Here is an 18,195-nt window from a genome sequence, read left to right as displayed (position 1 = left end):
CCGCGGAGTCAGGCCACGCTGGGAAGGGGGTCCAGGCCGGGGAGCGCGAGGAGGATCGGCGGACGGGTCCAGTCCAGCGGCCGGATCGCCACGTGCAGTTCCACCTCACGGTTCGGCCGGCCCGTGATCGGCCCTACCGTGTCGACGAGCAGCGGCTGGTCGCAGTAGGGCGTCATGGGAGAGTGCGCTCCGTGCGCCACCGCGTGGAGGTACCAGGTCCCCGGCGGTATGGAGGTGAGGCGAAAGGGGCCGGGCTGGTCGCGCATGGCGCACGCGTACGGGTGGCCCTGCAGGATGGGGCTGTCGAACACCCCGATGTAGATCGACGACAGGGGCGCGCCCAGGACTTCGATCGTGCCCGTCACCGAGCCGCATGCCTTGGTCAGCGCGTGCGGGACGGCGGTCCCGACTCTGATGTCCTCATCACCCTGGGTCATCCTCCGATACTGGGTGGGGGAGAGGCCGACGGACTCGCTGAACCGGCGGGTGAAGGTCCCGGTACCGCTGTAGCCGACCTGCGCCGATATGTAGGCGACGTTGAACGAGGTCGTGAGCAGTAATCTCTTGGCCTCCTGCAGGCGGACCGCGCTGAGGAAACGGCCAGGCGTCACGCCGGTCGCGCGGCGGAACATCCGGAGGAAGTGAAATTTGCTCAACATCGCCATTTTGGCGAGATCTTCGAGGTGGAGCGGTTCGCTGTAACGCTCATGGATCGCCGTCACGGCACGCTCGATCAGGTATTCCATTTTGGGCTCCCGTTAAGAGGCTCTTCGGCGAGGATTACTCCTGTATCGCGGCGGGGCCGGGGCCCCGACATGATGAGTGGGGAGGGTCGCGACGCGCCGAGGCGCGTGTCGTCTTCATTCACGGGAGCCCGCTCGACAAGGTCCCCGTAGAACAGTCGGCGTTCGGTGACGAGAGGCCGGTTCTACCTTGTCCATCTTGACCTCGACTCCAGGATGGTCAGAGTCAACGCAGAGTGAGGAAACAGAAGTGATGTGGAGGTGGCGGTATGCTGCCGACTCCTACCCCGTGCATATTTGGAGTTGCAGTTATTACCCCTGGTATGCGAACTTTCATGTCATGCTTACGTAATCGGCGCAATATGTCTTCTTCCTCCTTGCTCAATGCTCATCGAATGTAGGCCGTAACATTCCGTGAGTCCCTGGTACGCTCTTCTATTCAGCCGGGCATCTTTCCGCCATCCGGGCCGACCTTAAATCGGTCGGCGGGCGGGCGGGACGGGGCGTCCGGGGCGCTGGCGACGCCGCGGGGCGGGTTCCGGCGCGTCATAAGGGAGGGGGTGCGCGACCGGCGCTTCCTTTTCCGGTTCCGCGAAATCGCCGTTCACGCTGGTCGCCGGGCGGGGAAGGAGAACGCCGGCGGCGTCGGTGCGAGGACGTCACCGCGAAGGCGGCGGCATCTCCGCCGGCAACGGTCAGAAGTTTTGCGGGATGCCGCGGGACTGGCGGAAAGTTTCAGATGAGGCGTCATCCACGGCCGCGGCTCCGCCTGAATTTCCGATCGTGCGGCCGCCTATTTTTTTATCATCCGCCCGTGCTCTCTTTTTTGATAAATCGTTGTTAATTTTATGTGACGCCCGGGTGGACGTGTTGGTCTCGGCCGCGGCGGGCACTCTCGATCGGGGTGTTCCGGCCGGAGTTCTCCAGCGGGCTCCGTCCGCCCCGGCGATCACCCGGCCCCGTGTACCCGGCCTTCGCCGTTCACCGCGAAGGTGGCGTGTTCCGCGCGGTCACGAGCCCGGTCTCGTACGCGAAGACGACGAGTTGCGCGCGATCTCGGGCGCCGAGCTTGGTCATGGCTCGGCTGACGTGGGATTTCGCGGTCGCCGGGCTGATGACCATGTGGGTGGCGATCTCGTCGTTGGACAGGCCCTGGGCGACGAGCGCGACCACCGCGCGCTCTCGGTTGGTGAGAGTCTCCAGCTTCTTCGGGCTGACGCTCGGCGGCCGGGTGACGAACTCGCCGATGAGCCTGCGCGTGATGGCCGCGGACAGGAGCGCGTCCCCCCGGGCGGCGACCCGTACGCCATGGAGCAGGTCGGACGGCTCGGTGTCCTTCAGGAGGAACCCGCTGGCCCCTGCCCGGAGCGCGTCGTAGACGTACTCGTCCAGGCCGTAGTTGGTCAGGATGACGACGTGCACGCCGGACAGCCGCGGATCGCCGGCGATCCGTCTCGTCGCCTCGATGCCGTCCATCACCGGCATCTGCACGTCGATCAGGGCGACGTCGGGCATGTGCTCCACGGCGAGTTCGACCGCTCGCCGCCCGTCCGCGGCTTCGGCGACGACCTCGATGTCATCCTCCGCCTCCAGCAGCGCGCAGAAACCCGCCCGGATGAGAGCTTGATCATCGATAAGGATGATACGGATCACGCTCTCTCTTTCGCTTCGCGACCGGCCATGGGGTCATGTCCGCCCGGCCGATCGTCCGGCGGCACCCGCAGGGGGATCTGGGCGTCGACGGAGAAACCGCCCTCGGGCCGGGGCCCGGCGTACAGCCGGCCGCCGAGAGCGGTGATGCGCTCCCACATACCACGCAGGCCCACCCCCGGCTCGGAGGGCGGTCCGAGCGTCCCCGGGCCGTCGTCGTCGACGCGTATGGTCAGCAGGTCGGAGCCGTAGTCGATCGAGACGGTCGCGGTGGCGGGCCCGGCATGCCGTGTCACGTTGGTCAGCGCCTCCTGGATGATGCGGTAGACCGCGCGTTTGAGGTCGGCGGAGAGCGCGCGGCGGTCACCGGTGACCGTCACCGTGGTGGGCAGGCCGGCGGCACGGGTGCGGTCGATCAAGCTGGGCAGGCGGTCGCATCCGACGCCCGGCTCGTCGGCGCCGCTCTCGGGCCGGTGTCGCAGCACCTCAAGGGTGGCCCGCAGCTCGTTCATGGCGTCCGCGCTGGCCTCCTGGACGGCCAGCAGGGCCTGCGGGACTTCTTCGCCCCGTTTGCGCGCCAGGTGGATGGCGACCCCGGCCTGCACCTTGATGATCGAGATGCTGTGAGTAAGAGAGTCGTGCAGTTCTCGTGCGATCCGCAGGCGTTCCTCACCGGCTCGGTGGCGCGCGGCCTCCTCGCGCGCGCGTTCGGCCTCGGCCGCCCGTTCCTCGACCTGGCGGGTGTAGGCCGTCCACTGCCGGAACGTCTCGCCGAGGACCGCGCTCGCCACCAGCCACCCCGTGAGCAAGAACCGGTTCTCGACGATCTGGCGGACGTCCTGCCCGACGACTGTCAGATCGGCGACCACGACGATGACGATGGCCGCGGCCGGTATCAGCGTGCTGAGGCGGTGGCCGCTCCGCACCGCGATCAGCAGCGCGACCATCACCGGGACGGCCGCAGCCACCCCCGGGTAGCCTCGCAGGAGATAGCCGAGCGCGCACACGGTGGTCACGAGCAGCGCCGAGACGGGTGCGCGCCGACAGGCGGTGAGCGCGAGCGGGCCGGTGAGGAGCAGGACGTAGCCGAGCGGGTCGAAAGGGGCGCGGCCGTTCGGAGCGAGGGCCGCGCTGGCCAGCGCGAAAGCGGCCGTGGCGGCGGCGAGAGCCACGTCGGGCAAGAACTTTCTGAGCCCCCACGGGATGTCCATATGCGTATCCTAGATACGACCGAATTTCCCCGCCTCCGTCTAAGAGACTAAATTGGCACTACTCCCGGGGAAGTAGTCCGCCGAGAAATGCGCCGTGTGCGGGAGTCGAAAGAGTCATCCCATGGATGAAGCCGTGCCGGTCTCCTGTCAGGACAATGGTCACGGCATGGTGTCAACTCGGAGAGGAGCCGATATTGGACCCGCATAGCGCTCTGGCCGTCCAGGCGCGCGATCTGGTGAAGATTTTCGGCGCCGCGCGGGCGGTCGACGGCGTGGACCTCAATGTGAACACCGGTCTGGTTTATGGGTTGCTGGGGCATACCGGCGCAGGTAAAACGACATTGCTGCGAATCCTTGGCGCTCGATTACGCCCCAGCGCGGGAATTGCGCGGATTTTCGGACATGATGTCGTTCTGGAAGCGGAGCGGATACGCGGTCGCGTCAGTATAACCGGACAATCCGCCCTGATTGACGAAAACCTCACGGTCAGGGAGAATCTCCTCATGCGGGCCCGGCATTCCTGCCATCACCGGACACCGCCCGAGGTGTGGGTCAGCCGGTTCCTCGAGGTCTTCGGCGAGGGGTTCGCCGATGGCAGAGCGAGTGAGTGCCCGCCCCGCCTGCTGCGCTGCCTGGACTTCGCTCTGGGCATCGTCTCCTGTCCCGACCTGCTGCTTCTCGACGAGCCGACCGTCGGCCTGGACACGTACACGCGGGAATGGGTCTGGGACGTCGTCCGGTCCTTCGCGGCCGAGGGCACGACGGTCCTGCTCGCCACCCAGTACCTCGACGAGGCCAGCCGGCTCGCCGACCGGATCGCCGTCCTCGACCACGGCCGCGTCGTCGTCGAGGGCAGCGTGGAGGAGTTGCGCGCCGATTCGGAATCCGACGTCATCCGGATCCGGCTGCGCGACCCCGGCGACCGGTTCCGTGCCGAGCAGCTGCTGTTCGAAACGCTGGGGGTGCGCGTGCACGGAGAGAGCGACCCCGCCGTGCTGTCGGCTCATGTCAGCGATCCGGAATCCGCGGCGATCGCCCTCGCCGAGCTCTCCCTCGCCGACATCGAGGTGATCACGTTCGTGTTCGGCCGGGCCAGCATGGGCCGGATGCTCTTCAGTGCGACCGATGACCCCGGCGACCTGCCCGCCCCCGGTGGCTGCGGCGAAGGGGGCAGCGGCGCGGCGCCGCCGGCCGACGAGTGACATACGAGCAGTGAATCGGGCGCCGGACGACCGATGCCGCGCGGGCGGCGTTCAGGTCGCCGGTAACCGGATGTCGGCGTGATCTCCGATCATCAGGCGGTGATGTCCGCCATCGGCTGCCACCAACGCGGCCCGGCCGATGATGGAGCCGTGGATGCCCCGGACGCCGGTGATGGCGGCGCCCTCCAGCACGATGGAGTGTTCGAGACCCGCCGACACGAGCACGCAGTCCGCTGCGATGGAGGTGTGCGGGCCGATGTAGGCGTCCTCCACGACCGTGCCGGCGCCGATGATCGCCGGGCCGATGATGTGCGATCCGATGACGTGCGCGCCATGCTCGATCACGACGGGTCCGATGACCTCGCTGCCCTCGTCGACCTTGCCCGCCACACGGCGTTCCAGCCGGGTCAGCAGTTCGGCGTTGCAGCGCAGCGCCTCCTCGACCGTGCCGGTGTCGGCGTGGAAGGCGGTGTAGAGGCTGGCTCGTACGTCACCGCCGTTCTCCACCAGCAGCTGGATCGCGTCGGTGATCTCGAGCTCGCCACGCCTGCTCGGCCCGATCGACCAGACCGCCTCGTGGATGGCGGGCCTGAAGAAGTACACGCCGAGTACGGCCAGGTCACTGGCCGGAACCTCCGGCTTCTCCGTCACCCGGACGACTCTGCGATCCGGCGTCATTTCGGCGACGCCGAACGGCCGCGGATCCGCCACCCGGTGGACGACGAGCTGCGCGGCGGCCGTGCCGGCGAGGAACTCGGCCGCGGCCTCCGCGATCCCGTCGGGGAGCATGTTGTCGCCGAGGTAGACGACGAAGTCGTCCTCCCCGAGGAACGCGCGTGCGACCTTCATGCAGTCGGCCAGCCCTCGTGGTGCGTCTTGCCGAATGTAGGTGATCTCCACATTCAGCGCCGAGCCGTCACCCAGGACCTCGCCGATCTCCTCGGCGCGATCGCCGACGACGACTCCCACCTGGGAGATCCCGATCGCGCGCAGGTTCTCCACGATGTGCACGAGTACGGGCTTGTTGGCCATGGGAATGAGCTGCTTCGCCATCGAGTGGCTGAACGGGCGTAGCCGGGAGCCCGTCCCTCCGGACAGCACGAGGCCTTTCACGGCACCCCCAGATATGACGAGACATCCCGCCGGGGCGAGACGCTTCCCGAGCGAAGCGACGTCTTCCGCTGCAGATTTCGACAGGGGCCGGTGTTTGGGCCCGAACCATGAGCGACCCCGCCGCGGAAGGTCATGACCAGAGTCTGCGGCATCCGCGCTGACACTGTCTTCGCCTGTATTGCTCCGGCGGGAGGAGCGCCGGTGGCCGGCACGCTCGGCGGAAACAGACACGCCATGGTGGAAGTGCCGGAGAGATGCGCAATCTGGGAGACGCCCGACCGCGTTTACCTGTGCGAACGTAACTCACTACGAAGGGCGACTGCGTGGTGTCCGACGTGGTCCACGGGATTCACCGCCGGGAGCCGCCGATCGCCGAAGCGAGAGCTGCCATGACAGACCTTTTCGCCGTTTCTCCGGTTCTCACGCAGGCGGCACGGAGCGCACCGGACGGTCTCGCGGAAGCAATGCGGCGTTCATCCGACGCCGTTCGCGAGCAGCAGGACGTCGAAGATTGGCTGCGCGCCGTTAGAAGCCGTGTTTATGCGAATGCCGAGCGCGTTCCGCTGGAGAGCGTGGCCGACTGGAGCATGGATCCGGCGATCGGCGCCATCGGGCATCGAACCGGCGGATTCTTCCGGATAGAAGGTCTGGCGGTGTATATGCCGGGCGCGGTCGTGCCGCGCTGGGACCAGCCGATAATCAACCAGCCCGAGGTCGGCATCCTCGGCATCCTCGGCAAGGAGATCGACGGCGTTCTCCACTTCCTCATGCAGGCGAAGGACGAGCCAGGCAACTGCGACGGCGTCCAGCTGGCGCCCACCGTCCAGGCGACCCGGAGCAACTTCACCCGCGTGCATCAGGGCCGGCCTGTGCCCTACCTGGAGTACTTCACCGACACGGCCCCGCATCACGTGATCGCCGATGTCCGCCAGTCCGAGCACGGGGCGTGGACGCTGCGCAAGCGCAACCGCAACATGGTGGTCCAGGTGGGGGACGACACCGAGGTCGAATCCCGGGACGGCTTCCGCTGGATGACCGCCGGCCAGGTCCACGCGATGCTCGCCGTCGACGACGTGGTCAACATGGACGCGCGCACCGTCCTGGCCTGCCTTCCCTTTCACCGTGCCGAGCTCGCGAGGAGGCTCCCGGAGGTCCCCGACGACTTCACCGCCGCGCTCGTCCGTTCCTACACCCGGGAGGGTATGCACGCGACCGGCGACATCCTCGGCTGGATCACCGAGTTACGCAGCGAAACCGATGTGCGTCTCGAACGGACGGCGCTGTCCGGGCTGGCCCGCTGGCACGTCGGCGCCGACCGGATCACCCATGAGACCGGCCGGTTCTTCGACGTCGTCGGCGTGAAGGTCGAGGCATCCGGTCGTGAGGTGAGGGGTTGGTCCCAGCCGATGATCGAGACGCGCCAGCCGGGGCTCGTCGCGTTCCTGGTGACCCGGATCGACGGCGTCCTGCACCTGCTGGTGAACCTGCGCGTCGAACCTGGCCTCCTGGACGTGGCGGAGCTGGCACCGACCGTGCAGTGCACCCCCGGCAACTACGACTGCCTTCCCGCGGCGGCCCGTCCGGTCTTCCTCGACGAGGTGCTGGGGGCTCCGCCCGACCGGATACGCGCCGACGTGATGCTCTCCGACGAGGGCGGCAGGTTCCTCGCCTCGATGCACCGGCACCTCGTCGTGGAGACCGACGAGCGGTTCGACCACCCCGGCTTCCGGTGGATGACGCTTCGTCAGTTCGCCGAGCTGCTGACCCACAGCCACTACGTCAACGTCCAGGCCCGCAGCCTGCTGGCCTGTGTCAACGCACTGCTGCTTGGGCCGGTCCGGTGACGGGGCGCCCGCCCGAAGGGCTCCCACCGCACCTCGAACCGGGAGGAACACACCCTGACACGACGTCCGGATCGTTGCGGACCCGGCCGTTGATCACCGTGCTCGGGGCCTCGGGCTTCGTCGGTTCCGCGCTCGTCGCCGCACTCGCCCGCCGTCCCCTCCGCCTGCGCGCGGTGGCCCGCAGGCCGAGTGTCGTGCCCGATGCCGGGATCGCCGAGGCGGAGATCCGTACGGCGGACCTGACCGTGCCCGACGAGGTGCGCCGCGCCGTCGCCGGGTCGGCGGCGGTCATCCACCTGGTCGCGCACAGCGGAGGCTGGCGGGCGGCGGACAAGGACCCGGAGTGTGAACGCGTCAACGTCGGTGTGATGCGGAACCTCATCGCGGCCGTACGCGACGGTGCGGTCGGCGGACGGGACGGCGGGCCCCCGCTGGTCGTGTACGCCGGCGCGGCGTCGCAGATCGGCGTGCCGCCCGACAGGGCGATCGACGGCAGCGAGCCGGACCACCCCGAGACGGAGTACGACCGTCAGAAGCTGGCGGCCGAGACGCTGCTGAAGGGCGCCACCGCCGAAGGGGTCCTGCGTGGCGTCACCCTGCGGCTGCCCACCGTGTTCGGCCACGGGCCGGTGCCGGACCGCGGCGTCGTAGCCTTCATGATCCGGCGGGCTCTCGACGACGGGCGGATCACGATGTGGCACGACGGCACCGTCAAGCGCGACCTGGTGTACGTCGAGGACATCGCGGACGCCTTCGTCGCCGCCCTCGATCATCCCTGCGAGCTGGCGGGCCGGCACTGGCTGCTCGGGGCCGGACGCGGGGACCCGCTCGGCGAGGTGTTCCGCGCCGTCGCCGAGATCGTGGCCGGTCACACGGGCCGGCCGCCGGTGCCCGTCGTCTGCGTCGAGCCGCCGCCGGGCTCCCCGCGCACGGACTTCGCCGGCGTCACCATCGACTCCTCACCGTTCCGCACCGTCACGGGGTGGCGTCCGAGGGTGGCGTTGCGCGACGCGCTGGAGCGCACCGTCACGGCCCTCGCCGTGGAACGGATCGGCCACCGCTGAAAGGGCGCTGCATGTACGGTCCGAAATTCGCCGAGATCTATGACGCTGTCTACACCCTGCGTGGAAAGGACTACGAGGCCGAGGCCGAGTACGTGGCCAAGGTGATCCTCGCCCGCCGGCCCGGGGCGGTGTCCCTCCTCGACGTCGCGTGCGGGACGGGCGCCCACCTCGCCTGTTTCGGCAGGACGTTCGGCCATGTCGAGGGGCTGGACATCTCCGAGCCGATGCTGGAGATCGCCAGGGCCAGGAACCCGGAGGCCGCCCTGCACGTCGCGGACATGCGCTCGTTCGACCTGGGGCGCCGCTTCGACGCGGTGACGTGCATGTTCACCGCGATCGCGCATCAGCGATCGGCCGACGAGCTGACCGCCACGCTCAGGTGCTTCGCGCGGCACCTGACGCCGGAGGGCATCGCGGTGATCGACCCGTGGTGGTTCCCGGAGACGTTCCTGGACGGATACGTCGCGGCGGATGTCCTCGAACCCGGCCACCACGTGATCGCGCGGGTGTCGCACACGAGGCGAGACGGGGAGGACGCCTCGCTGATGACCGTCCACTACGTCGTCGCCGACGAGTCGGGTGCCCGCCACTTCGCCGAGACGTACTCGCACAAGCTGTTTCCCCGCGGTACCTACGAGCAGGCGCTGCGCGACGCCGGATTCGTGTCCGAGTTCATCGAGACCGTTCCCTCCGGGAGAGGTCTCTTCATTGGCGCACTCGAAAGGGCAGGGCAGCCGTGACCACTCTCGTTTGGGACTACCGCCGCGAGTACGAGAACGAGCGCAAGGACATCCTCGACGCCGTCGACGGTGTCTTCCGTTCCGGCCGGCTCGTGTTCGGTGAGAGCATGTACGGTTTCGAGAAGGAGTTCGCGGCCTACCACGGCACCGCCCACTGCGTCTCCGTCGACAACGGCACCAACGCCCTCAAACTGGCCTTACAGGCGCTCGGGGTGGGACGCGGGGACGAGGTCATCACCGTTTCGAACACCGCGGCGCCGACGGTCGTGGCGATCGACGCGGTGGGGGCCACCCCGGTGTTCGTCGACGTGCTGCCCGGCACCTATCTCATGGACACCTCCCAGGTGGCCGCGACGATCACCGAGCGCACGCGTTGCCTGCTGCCGGTGCACCTGTACGGTCAGTGCGCCGACCTGGAGTCCCTCGAACGGCTCGCGGCCCGGCACGGCCTGGTGATCCTGGAGGACTGCGCGCAGGCGCACGGCGCGCGCCGCGGCGGCCGGATCGCCGGCACCACGGGCGCCGCCGGCGCGTTCTCCTTCTACCCGACGAAGGTGCTCGGAGCGTACGGCGACGGGGGAGCGGTCATCACCGCCGACGACGAGGTCGCGCGACGGCTGCGCCGTGCCCGGTACTACGGCATGGAGGAGCGCTACTACGTCGTCGAGACACCCGGACACAACAGCCGGCTCGACGAGGTGCAGGCGGAGATCCTGCGGCGCAAGCTCGCCCGGCTCGCCGAGTACGTGGCGGGCAGGCAGGCCGTCGCCGCCCGCTACGCCGAGGGCCTGGCCGGCACCGATCTCGTGCTGCCGGAGGTCGCGGACGGCAACGAGCACGTGTACTACCTCTACGTCGTCCGCCATCCGCGCCGTGACGAGATCATCGAGGCGCTGAAGGCCTACGACATCCTGTTGAACGTCAGCTATCCGTGGCCGGTGCACACGATGACCGGCTTCGCGCACCTCGGCTACACGGAGGGGTCGCTTCCCGTCACCGAGTCGCTCGCCGGACAGATCTTCTCTCTGCCCATGTACCCGTCGCTGCCGCGTGACCTTCAGGACAAGGTCATCGATGCGCTGCGCGACGTGCTGGCCGGCCTCTGAACCCGACGACCATCGTTCCCGTCGCATTGCGGAGATGACATGAAGTCACGCAGCCTCGCCGTCGCCGGCGCCTGGGAGTTCACGCCGCAGGTCTTTCCCGATGACCGGGGTCTCTTCGTCTCGCCGTTCCAGGAGTCCGCCTTCGCCGAGGCGGTGGGGCGGCGGCTGTTTCCGGTGACGCAGACGAACCACAGCAAGTCTCGCCAGGGTGTCGTTCGCGGTGTGCACTTCACGGTGACGCCGCCCGGCTCGGCGAAGTACGTCTACTGCGCGGGTGGCGAAGCCCTCGACATCGTCGTCGACATCCGGGTGGGGTCGCCGACGTTCGGCCGCTGGGACGCCGTCCGCCTCGACCAGAAGGACTTCCGGGCCGTGTACTTCCCGGTCGGGGTGGGCCACGCGTTCGTCGCGCTGACCGACGACACGGTGATGTCCTACCTGATGTCCGAGAGCTACGTCACCGAGAACGAGTTGGCCGTGTCGGCCCTCGATCCGGCGCTGAACCTGCCGATCCCCTCGGACATCGAGACGTTCATGTCCGATCGTGACCGGGCCGCCCCCACGCTCGCCGAAGCCGAGGCGATGGGGCTGCTCCCGGACTACGACCTGTGCCGTGAGCTCGAGGCGAAGGGACGGCTGTGACCCGAAGCGTCCCGTGCCCAGCGGCGCGCGGCGACCCCGCCAACTCGGCATCAAGGAGGAGTGACATGTTCCGAAGACTGTCCCGGCTGACGGCGGTGATCGCCGGGCCGGCCAGGCCGATCGCCGCCGGTGCGACGCCGGCGTCCGCGCACGTGTTCGCCGGCACCGCGGCGAGGTCGTAGCGATGGACGTCACATCGACATCGCCGCAGACACCGGCATCCGGCACCGCCGCGCTCAGAGGGCCGGTGACCGGCGGCGAACGCGCCGCCACGCCCGACGTCGCCCGCGGGTTCATGCTGCTGCTGATCGCCCTGGCGCACGCATCGCTCTACGTGCGTACGGAGGAGTCCGTACTGATGAACCACCCGGTGGGAGGCTCCGCACTCGACCGGGCGGTCACCTTCGCCGGCGTCATCGTCATGGACAACCGCGCCTATCCCATGTTCGCCGCGCTCTTCGGCTTCGGCATGGCGATGATGGTCACCCGCCAACTGGCCGCCGGCGCCACGGCGAAGGCGGCGTCCCGGCTGCTGCGCCGCCGCGGCCTGTTCCTGCTGCTGTTCGGCTACATCCACTTCTGCTTCATCTTCCCCTCCGACATCCTCGGCCCGTACGGCCTGGCCGCGATCGTGATCGGATGGGTGATCGTGCGTGGAGGACGCACGCTGAACGTCGCCGTCGTCGTCACCGGGGTAGTCGCGGTCGTGGTGGCGACGCTGCTGTCGATCGCGCTCGCCTTCTCGAACGACCCGCACGGCAACAGCTTCCGCGGAACGCTCTGGGCGCGGGACTACGGCGAAGCGGTGCTCGCGCGGCTGCAGGAGGCGCCTTTCGCCGACATCCACGTGATGATCGGATGGCCCATCCTCCCGGCGATCCTCGTGGGAGCCATCGCCGCGAGGCGCGGCTACCTCGACGACCCCGTCCGGCACCGCGCGGTGCTGCGGCGCGTCGCTCTCGTCGGCCTGCCGATCTCGATGGCCGGCGCGTTTCCGATCGCCCTCGTCGCCGCGGACCTGTGGCATCCGAGCGGGCTGGTCACGGGATTGATCACTACGGTCGACATCGTCACCGGCTTCGTCGGCGGTCTCGCGTACGTGGCGGTGTTCGGGCTGATCAGCGCGCGCCGGAAGGAACGCGGCGGGGAGGCGGGGCCGGTGTTCCGCGCGATCTCCGCGGTGGGACGCCGGTCACTGACCTGCTACGTCCTGCAGACGTCGTTGCTCACCGTCTTCCTGGCTGGCTACACGCTGAACATCGGCGACCAGATCCATGCCACCGGCGCGGCTCTGTTCGCCCTCGGCGTCTGGCTCACGGGCGTCATGGTCGCCTCGCTCCTGGAGCGCGCCGGGCGTCGCGGTCCTCTCGATGCCCTGCTCCGGCGTCTCGTGTACGGGCGCAGGCAGCGGGCGGCGGTTCCGGCACAGGGGTAGGAAAAGCGCGAAGCGGTGTGCGGCCGTGATCCCCGGCCGCACACCGCGTGGCGGTTGTGCTTGCCGTTCTCAGTAGCGGCCGAGGGTGCCGCGGCGCTTGGCCACCCGCTCCAGGCCGATGAACAGCACGATTCCGGCGAGAAGCAGGAGCACTGGCTGGAGGAGGACCCAGGTCAGGCCCCATCCGTCGTGCAGGCCCGTGAGCGAACGGCCCTTCAGCAGGATCTCACGCATCGCCTCGATGCCGGGGGCGATCGGGATGAACGCGCGGCTGAGGAACGCGGCCCAGTCGGGCATGCTGACGAGCGGTACGAAGGTGCCGCCGGCGACGAACCACAGCGCGATCGAGATCTGGGTGGCGACCTCGACGCGTTTGTACACCAGGGTCAGGCCGCTGAGGATCAGCGCCAGGCCACACGTGCCGACGACGATCGACGCCATCGGCACGAGCGCCTGCACGTCGAACGGCATGTCGGCGTGGTTGACCTTGATGGCGACGAACCCGGTCACGAACACGGCGAGGGCGTACGGCAGCGCCCCGACGACCGACGCGACCTGGCGGCCGAGCAGGACGACCCAGGAGGGGAGCGACGTGAGGTAGGTCTGCTCGAGCGTGCCGGACTGGATGTCGCCGAGGTAGCTCCAGAACGAGCGATTGACCTGTTCGTGGATGAAGGTCAGCGGCACCATGCCGAGCAGGCCGGTGACGAGCAGGTCGGCGCGGAGCTGTCCCCGCCCCATGAACATGACGACGAGCAGGTAGAACAGCCCGAACATCACGATCTGGATCAGCGTGCCGCGCCACTCGGACCTCAGTCCGATCAGGCCCTTGTGGACCTCGTTGCCGAAGCCGTTCACGAAGGTGGCGGTGCGGGAGCGGGAGGGTGCGGCCCCGGGAGCGGGCCGTGCGGTCGTGGTGAGCGTGCTCATGATCGTCTCCGCTTTCAGTACTGGCCGAGCCGGCCCTCGGCCAAGGCCTTGCGGTGGTTGCGGACGAAGATCCACCAACCGAGTAGCGCGAGAGCGGCCGTGTAGGCGATCAGCCACGGCAGGGTGCCGTCGGACCAGATGTCGCTGAGTGACTTGTCCTGGAAGAGAACCTTCGTGGTCGCCTCGACGCCGATCGTGGTCGGCAGCAGCCGCGCCACCACCGCCAGCCAGTCGGGGAAGAAGGAGAGCGGCAGCACGGCACCGTTCATGAGGATCACCATGGAGGTCAGCATCGTCTGGAGGACGCCGATCATCGGTGAGCTCAGCGCGAAGGCGGCCAGCATGAAGGTGAACGCGAGCACGTTGATCAGCACCAGCGCGTAGGGAACGAGCGCCGCCCACTGCAGCGGGATCGTCACACCCGTGACCAGCATCGGCACCAGAGTGGCGACGACCGCGACGACCACACCCATGATCGACGCGGTGATCAGCCTGCCCCCCATGACCAGCCACAGTGGCGCCGGCGCCATCTGGGCCGCCGCGAACGTGCCGCCGCGCTTCTCCGACACGAGGTCGGCGACCATCACCATGCTGGCGAACTGCAGGAGCCAGTAGCCGCTGATGCCGATGAGCGTCTGCGGGAGCAGGTCGCGCTGGATCTGGCCCTGGCCCATGACGTACTGCAGGCCCAGATACACCGTCGCGGTGAAGACCACCATGACGAGGTGGGCGATGGGGTGGGCCAGCTGCGTGGTCAGGCCCTTGCGGACCTCGGCGCCGAGCACGGCCAGTCCCGAGCGGGGAGTGAGCCGCCAGCGGGTCGTGGGGGGGACGTACACGCGCGATGCGCCGGCTGTGGACACGGTGCTACTCATGGGGCGTCTCCTTGATCAGGTCGAGGAACACGTCCTCCAGCTCCGGCTGGACCTGCGTCAGCGACTGCAGGACGATACCCCGCACGCGCAGGCGCTCGACGAGCGGGTAGAGGTCCTGCGGATCGTCGAGGCGTCCGGTGATGAGCGTCGTCTCCTCGCCCGGCGTCACGACGAAGCCGTCGGGCAGGCTCAGGCCTTCGCCGTCGCCCTCGATCCTGATCTCGTACTTGTCGCGCTGGCGGGCGCCGGCCAGGAGGCGCTCGGTCGGCAGGTCGGTCACGACCTTGCCCTTGCGGATGACGGCGACCCGTTCGCACAGCTGCTCGACCACGTCCATCTGGTGCGTCGTCAGCAGGATCGTCTTGCCCTGCTCGGTGGACAGCGCGTGCACCCACTCCTTGACGGTCCGGGTGGCCTCGACGTCCAGGCCGATAGTCGGCTCGTCCAGCAGGACGATCGGCGGGTCGGCCATGAGCGCCGCGGCGATCGCCACCTTCTGCTGCATACCGCGGGAGTAGCCGCCGACCTTCTCGTCCTTGCGATCCCACAGTCCCAAGCCCTTGAGCAGTTCCTCGCCCCGGGAACGCGCCTCGGCCGTGCGCATGCCCTTCAGCCGGCCGAAGTAGACCAGGTTCTGCATGGCCGACAGCGTCCAGTAGACGTTGCGGGAACCTTCCAGGACCGCGCCGAACTGCTCCATCGCCGCGGCCCGGCGGCGGGTGACGTCGAAGCCGTTCAGCAGGACCTCGCCGCTGGTGGGCGACAGCAGACCCGCGAGGACCTTGATCGTCGTGGTCTTGCCGGCGCCATTGGGGCCGAGAAAGCCGAAGACCGTGCCCGCGGGGACCGACAGGGACACGTCGTCGACGGCCTTCTTGTCGGAGCCGCCGTACACCTTGGTCAGGCCGCGAATCTCGATCGCGGGCACCTCGGCCGGTGCGTCGGAACGCCCGATTCCGGTCATCACATCAGTTCGCGTCACTGCCATGACACCTCGATTTCCTGCTCGCTCCGCTGGTGCCGGCCGTCGGCAACGCGTCCCAACTTAGAGAAACCATCTCTTGCTCGTGGACAGGACACCTATGAGTTATCGGTGTTCACTCTCTCTATGCTGTACGCTAATGTCAAGTGCCGTCTGGCGGAAGTGGCGGACGGGACGGAACCGGAGAGCAGGCGACGTGGTATCACTGACGTGGCGCGAAAGGCGGCGCGCGGAAGCCGTTGCGGAGATGAAGGACGTCGCGCGGCGACTGCTCGTCACCGGCGGACCCGCCGCGGTCTCGCTCCGCGCGATCTCCCGCGAGATGGGGATGACCACCTCCGCGCTCTATCGCTACTACCCGAGCCTCGACGCGCTGGTTGCGGCGCTCCGCGTCGACCTGTTCGAAGAACTGGGCGGAGTCACCCAGGCGGCGCGTGACGAGGTCGGCGACGATCCCGCCGTGCGGGTGGCCGCGATGGCCCGGGCGTTCCGGCAGTGGGGGCTCGAGCACCGGCAGGAGTTCGGGCTGATGCTCGGCCCACCCGTGCACGGACCGGTCGGCGCGGACGGCTCGACCGAGTCCGATCACGCGGCCGCCTGCGTCGGTGTCGCGTTTCTCGGCGAGTTCGCCGAGCTGTGGCGGCGCGGCGAACTCGCCACACCCCAGGTCGAGGCCGCCGAGGAGCGGCTCGTGCCCACCCTCGGCGCCTACGTCGCCGAGAACGAGCACATCGAGTTGCCCGTCGTGTTCGCCTTCCTGTCCGCGTGGACCCGGCTGTACGGCATGATCGCCATGGAGATCTTCGGGCACATGGACTGGGCGGTCACCGACCCCGAGGAATTCTTCGAGACCGAGCTGGGCGAGTTCATCCGGCAGTTGTCCGGCGGCGACGGGCGCGCCCGATAGCGGGTGATCCGCGTCGCCGGTCGCCCTCCCGCCTACTCGATCGTTCCGAAGACGTAGACGTACACCACCGAGGAGGCGACGCCGTCGAGGCCGAGCACCTGGTTGACCGTGTCGTCATAGAAGCCGCCGAGACCGACGCACCCCTTGCCGAGCCAGGTGGCGACGAGCGACAGGTTCTGCCCGAGGTGGCCGCTCTCCTGCATCACGAGCCGGTAGGAGCGCAGCCCGTAGTGCAGGCGCTGGTAGGTCAGGTCGGCGACCATCATGATCCATAGCGGGCATTCCCCGGCGTCGATGTTCCCGCCGGCCTTCGGCGGGGTGGGGATCCGCGGATCGGTGGCCGGCGCCATCCGCATCAGATCGGCGGAGATGTCACGGTCGCTCAACCGTCCCAAGGCGTGCTCCGCCGGGTCGTACAGGTAGGTGCCGCGCGGCAGGCCCTCGACGTCGTGACAGTACGCCAGCAGGCGCAGCGGGTAGCGGGTGCCGCCGCTCGGATAGGGCCGCACCCGGTAGGAGGACTCCGCGCCGGGCAGGGTCTTGTCGGCGGTCTCCGCGGCCGAGAAGTACAGCAACGTGCTCAACTCGGCGACCGTGAGCGGGCCCCGGTAGCGTCCGTACGCGCTCCGGCGGGCGAGCAGCACCTCCTCGAACCCGCGTGCGGGGCCGTCCGGCGCAGACGGCTCCGGTAGCCGGACCACCTCTTCCGGTGTACCCATGTCCTGCCGGCCGGTGGAGACCTTCGCCGTAATGTCCGGGACCTGGACCGGCAGCCGCGCGGGGAAGTACTTGCTCTGCTCGTGCAGTTGCCGGTCGACGGACTCCACTGTGTCGGCGAAGAAGGGCAGGCGCGGGCCCGGCGCGACCAGCGCCATCGACCACAGCCACGCCACCTGGACCTCCTCCTCCGGGCACAGGCCGAGCCGGTTGTTCGTCGCGTGGGCCAGTTCGTGGAAGACCGCCTCGGGAGAGGCATCCAGGCGGCCCATCTGGCGCAACCGCCGCAGTTCCGACCAGATGCCGCACTGCCGGAGGTGCCAGAAACCGGCGGTGGTGCCGGGTGAGGAGATCTCGGCGCGGACCCGGTCATGGTGGTGTTGCCAGGTGGCCTCGTCGCGGAAGTAGGCCGTCTCGGCGGTGTCGCGCGCTCGCGCCGCCTCGGTGGCCGGCGCCCGTCCGCGGGCGTACCCGCGCAGCCAGCCGACGGCGGCGCGCCAGTCCGCTCCCATCGCCCGGGCGGAGGCGAGGAGGAAGCCCCCGGCCGCGAGCAGCCTCGTCGCCCGGGAGGTGGTCTCGCGGAAGGTCTCGACGGCGAGGGCGCTGGAGGCCGCGAAGTGCGCCATGCAGGCGGCCACGCCGTCGTCGCCCCCGAACCGGGAGGCGTCCAGTTCGCGATCGCATTCCTCGACGACCGCGCCGGGGAATCCGTTGGCGAACGTCTCGGCACGCGCGCGCAGCTCGTCCATCGCGTGCCCGGCGGCGTCCCGCAGATGAAGCCGCAGGTCCGTGCCGTCCTCGCCGGGACGCTCGAAGTACCAGCCGTCGATCTCGCCGGCCGCGCTCGCCCCGGTCGCCCAGGTGTCCACCACGGTGGTCAGCAGCCGTTCGATCCCGTCCGGCGGGACGGACACGCGCAGCGACCGCCACTCTTCCGCCATGTGCGCGCCGACATTCTCGATATTGGTGGTAGTCGTCATCCGGCACCCGTTCGGTTTCTCGCGGACCTGCACATGTGACCGCGATGCTAGGCA

16 protein-coding genes are annotated in these 18,195 nt (G+C 68.8%); 8 read left to right on the top strand and 8 right to left on the bottom strand.

The features are described 5' to 3' along the window. Nucleotides 1-8: 8 nt before the first annotated feature. From ACVCAG_RS14680 to ACVCAG_RS14670, 3 genes are all read right to left on the bottom strand, one after another. Nucleotides 9-746: a helix-turn-helix domain-containing protein gene (locus ACVCAG_RS14680; RefSeq protein WP_440083635.1), complete on the bottom strand. Its 738-nt coding sequence runs from the start codon at nucleotides 744-746 to the stop codon at nucleotides 9-11. Nucleotides 747-1,724: 978 nt separating this feature from the next. After that, a complete protein-coding gene (locus tag ACVCAG_RS14675; RefSeq protein ID WP_440083634.1) occupies nucleotides 1,725-2,396 on the bottom strand; it encodes a response regulator in 672 nt (223 codons plus the stop codon). After that, on the bottom strand, nucleotides 2,393-3,604 hold the full coding sequence (locus tag ACVCAG_RS14670; protein WP_440083633.1) for a histidine kinase: 1,212 nt from the start codon (nucleotides 3,602-3,604) through the stop codon (nucleotides 2,393-2,395). Before ACVCAG_RS14670 ends, ACVCAG_RS14675 begins: the two co-directional genes overlap by 4 nt. A gap of 194 nt (nucleotides 3,605-3,798) precedes the next feature. Here ACVCAG_RS14670 and ACVCAG_RS14665 point away from each other — a divergent pair, with 194 nt between their 5' ends. Then, nucleotides 3,799-4,806: an ATP-binding cassette domain-containing protein gene (locus tag ACVCAG_RS14665; RefSeq protein WP_440083632.1), complete on the top strand. Its 1,008-nt coding sequence runs from the start codon at nucleotides 3,799-3,801 to the stop codon at nucleotides 4,804-4,806. Nucleotides 4,807-4,857: 51 nt separating this feature from the next. On the opposite strand, the gene ACVCAG_RS14660 is transcribed toward ACVCAG_RS14665, so the two are convergent. Next, nucleotides 4,858-5,919 carry a glucose-1-phosphate thymidylyltransferase gene (locus ACVCAG_RS14660; protein ID WP_447189940.1) on the bottom strand — a complete coding sequence of 354 codons (1,062 nt, stop codon included), beginning with the start codon at nucleotides 5,917-5,919 and terminating at the stop codon, nucleotides 4,858-4,860. A 389-nt stretch (nucleotides 5,920-6,308) separates the two neighbouring features. Between ACVCAG_RS14660 and ACVCAG_RS14655 the strand changes: the two genes are divergently transcribed. The 6 genes from ACVCAG_RS14655 (at nucleotide 6,309) to ACVCAG_RS14630 (ending at nucleotide 12,750) form a co-directional block, all read left to right on the top strand. Continuing rightward, entirely contained in the window at nucleotides 6,309-7,763 is a 1,455-nt protein-coding gene (locus ACVCAG_RS14655; RefSeq protein ID WP_447189939.1) for an NDP-hexose 2,3-dehydratase family protein, read from the top strand. A 98-nt stretch (nucleotides 7,764-7,861) separates the two neighbouring features. Further along, nucleotides 7,862-8,827: an NAD-dependent epimerase/dehydratase family protein gene (locus ACVCAG_RS14650; RefSeq protein WP_440083730.1), complete on the top strand. Its 966-nt coding sequence runs from the start codon at nucleotides 7,862-7,864 to the stop codon at nucleotides 8,825-8,827. Between the two features lie 11 nt (nucleotides 8,828-8,838). Next, nucleotides 8,839-9,567 (top strand): methyltransferase domain-containing protein, encoded by a 729-nt coding sequence (locus tag ACVCAG_RS14645; protein WP_440083630.1) that lies wholly within the window; start codon nucleotides 8,839-8,841, stop codon nucleotides 9,565-9,567. Continuing rightward, nucleotides 9,564-10,673 (top strand): DegT/DnrJ/EryC1/StrS family aminotransferase, encoded by a 1,110-nt coding sequence (locus tag ACVCAG_RS14640; RefSeq protein ID WP_440083629.1) that lies wholly within the window; start codon nucleotides 9,564-9,566, stop codon nucleotides 10,671-10,673. Before ACVCAG_RS14645 ends, ACVCAG_RS14640 begins: the two co-directional genes overlap by 4 nt. Nucleotides 10,674-10,712: 39 nt before the next feature. After that, a complete protein-coding gene (locus tag ACVCAG_RS14635) occupies nucleotides 10,713-11,315 on the top strand; it encodes a dTDP-4-dehydrorhamnose 3,5-epimerase family protein (RefSeq protein ID WP_440083628.1) in 603 nt (200 codons plus the stop codon). Nucleotides 11,316-11,499: 184 nt separating this feature from the next. After that, entirely contained in the window at nucleotides 11,500-12,750 is a 1,251-nt protein-coding gene (locus ACVCAG_RS14630; RefSeq protein WP_440083627.1) for a DUF418 domain-containing protein, read from the top strand. 69 nt (nucleotides 12,751-12,819) lie between these two features. Here ACVCAG_RS14630 and ACVCAG_RS14625 read toward each other — a convergent pair whose 3' ends face one another. From ACVCAG_RS14625 to ACVCAG_RS14615, 3 genes are read right to left on the bottom strand one after another with little or no spacing between them, the layout of a single operon-like run. Next, nucleotides 12,820-13,680: an ABC transporter permease gene (locus tag ACVCAG_RS14625; protein WP_440083626.1), complete on the bottom strand. Its 861-nt coding sequence runs from the start codon at nucleotides 13,678-13,680 to the stop codon at nucleotides 12,820-12,822. 14 nt (nucleotides 13,681-13,694) lie between these two features. After that, a complete protein-coding gene (locus ACVCAG_RS14620; protein ID WP_440083625.1) occupies nucleotides 13,695-14,555 on the bottom strand; it encodes an ABC transporter permease in 861 nt (286 codons plus the stop codon). Then, the gene (locus tag ACVCAG_RS14615) at nucleotides 14,548-15,537 is read right to left on the bottom strand and encodes an ATP-binding cassette domain-containing protein (RefSeq protein ID WP_440083624.1); all 990 of its coding nucleotides are present in this window, start codon (nucleotides 15,535-15,537) and stop codon (nucleotides 14,548-14,550) included. Before ACVCAG_RS14615 ends, ACVCAG_RS14620 begins: the two co-directional genes overlap by 8 nt. Nucleotides 15,538-15,784: 247 nt before the next feature. On the opposite strand from ACVCAG_RS14615, the gene ACVCAG_RS14610 reads away from it, so the two are divergent. Beyond that, entirely contained in the window at nucleotides 15,785-16,444 is a 660-nt protein-coding gene (locus ACVCAG_RS14610) for a WHG domain-containing protein (RefSeq protein WP_440083623.1), read from the top strand. A gap of 32 nt (nucleotides 16,445-16,476) precedes the next feature. Here the strand turns inward: ACVCAG_RS14610 and ACVCAG_RS14605 are convergent, their stop codons facing one another. Then, nucleotides 16,477-18,141: a thiopeptide-type bacteriocin biosynthesis protein gene (locus ACVCAG_RS14605; protein ID WP_440083622.1), complete on the bottom strand. Its 1,665-nt coding sequence runs from the start codon at nucleotides 18,139-18,141 to the stop codon at nucleotides 16,477-16,479. Nucleotides 18,142-18,195 lie beyond the last annotated feature (54 nt).

Source organism: Streptosporangium sp. G12, assembly GCF_052983175.1.
This window is presented reverse-complemented; position numbering and strand designations above follow the sequence as displayed.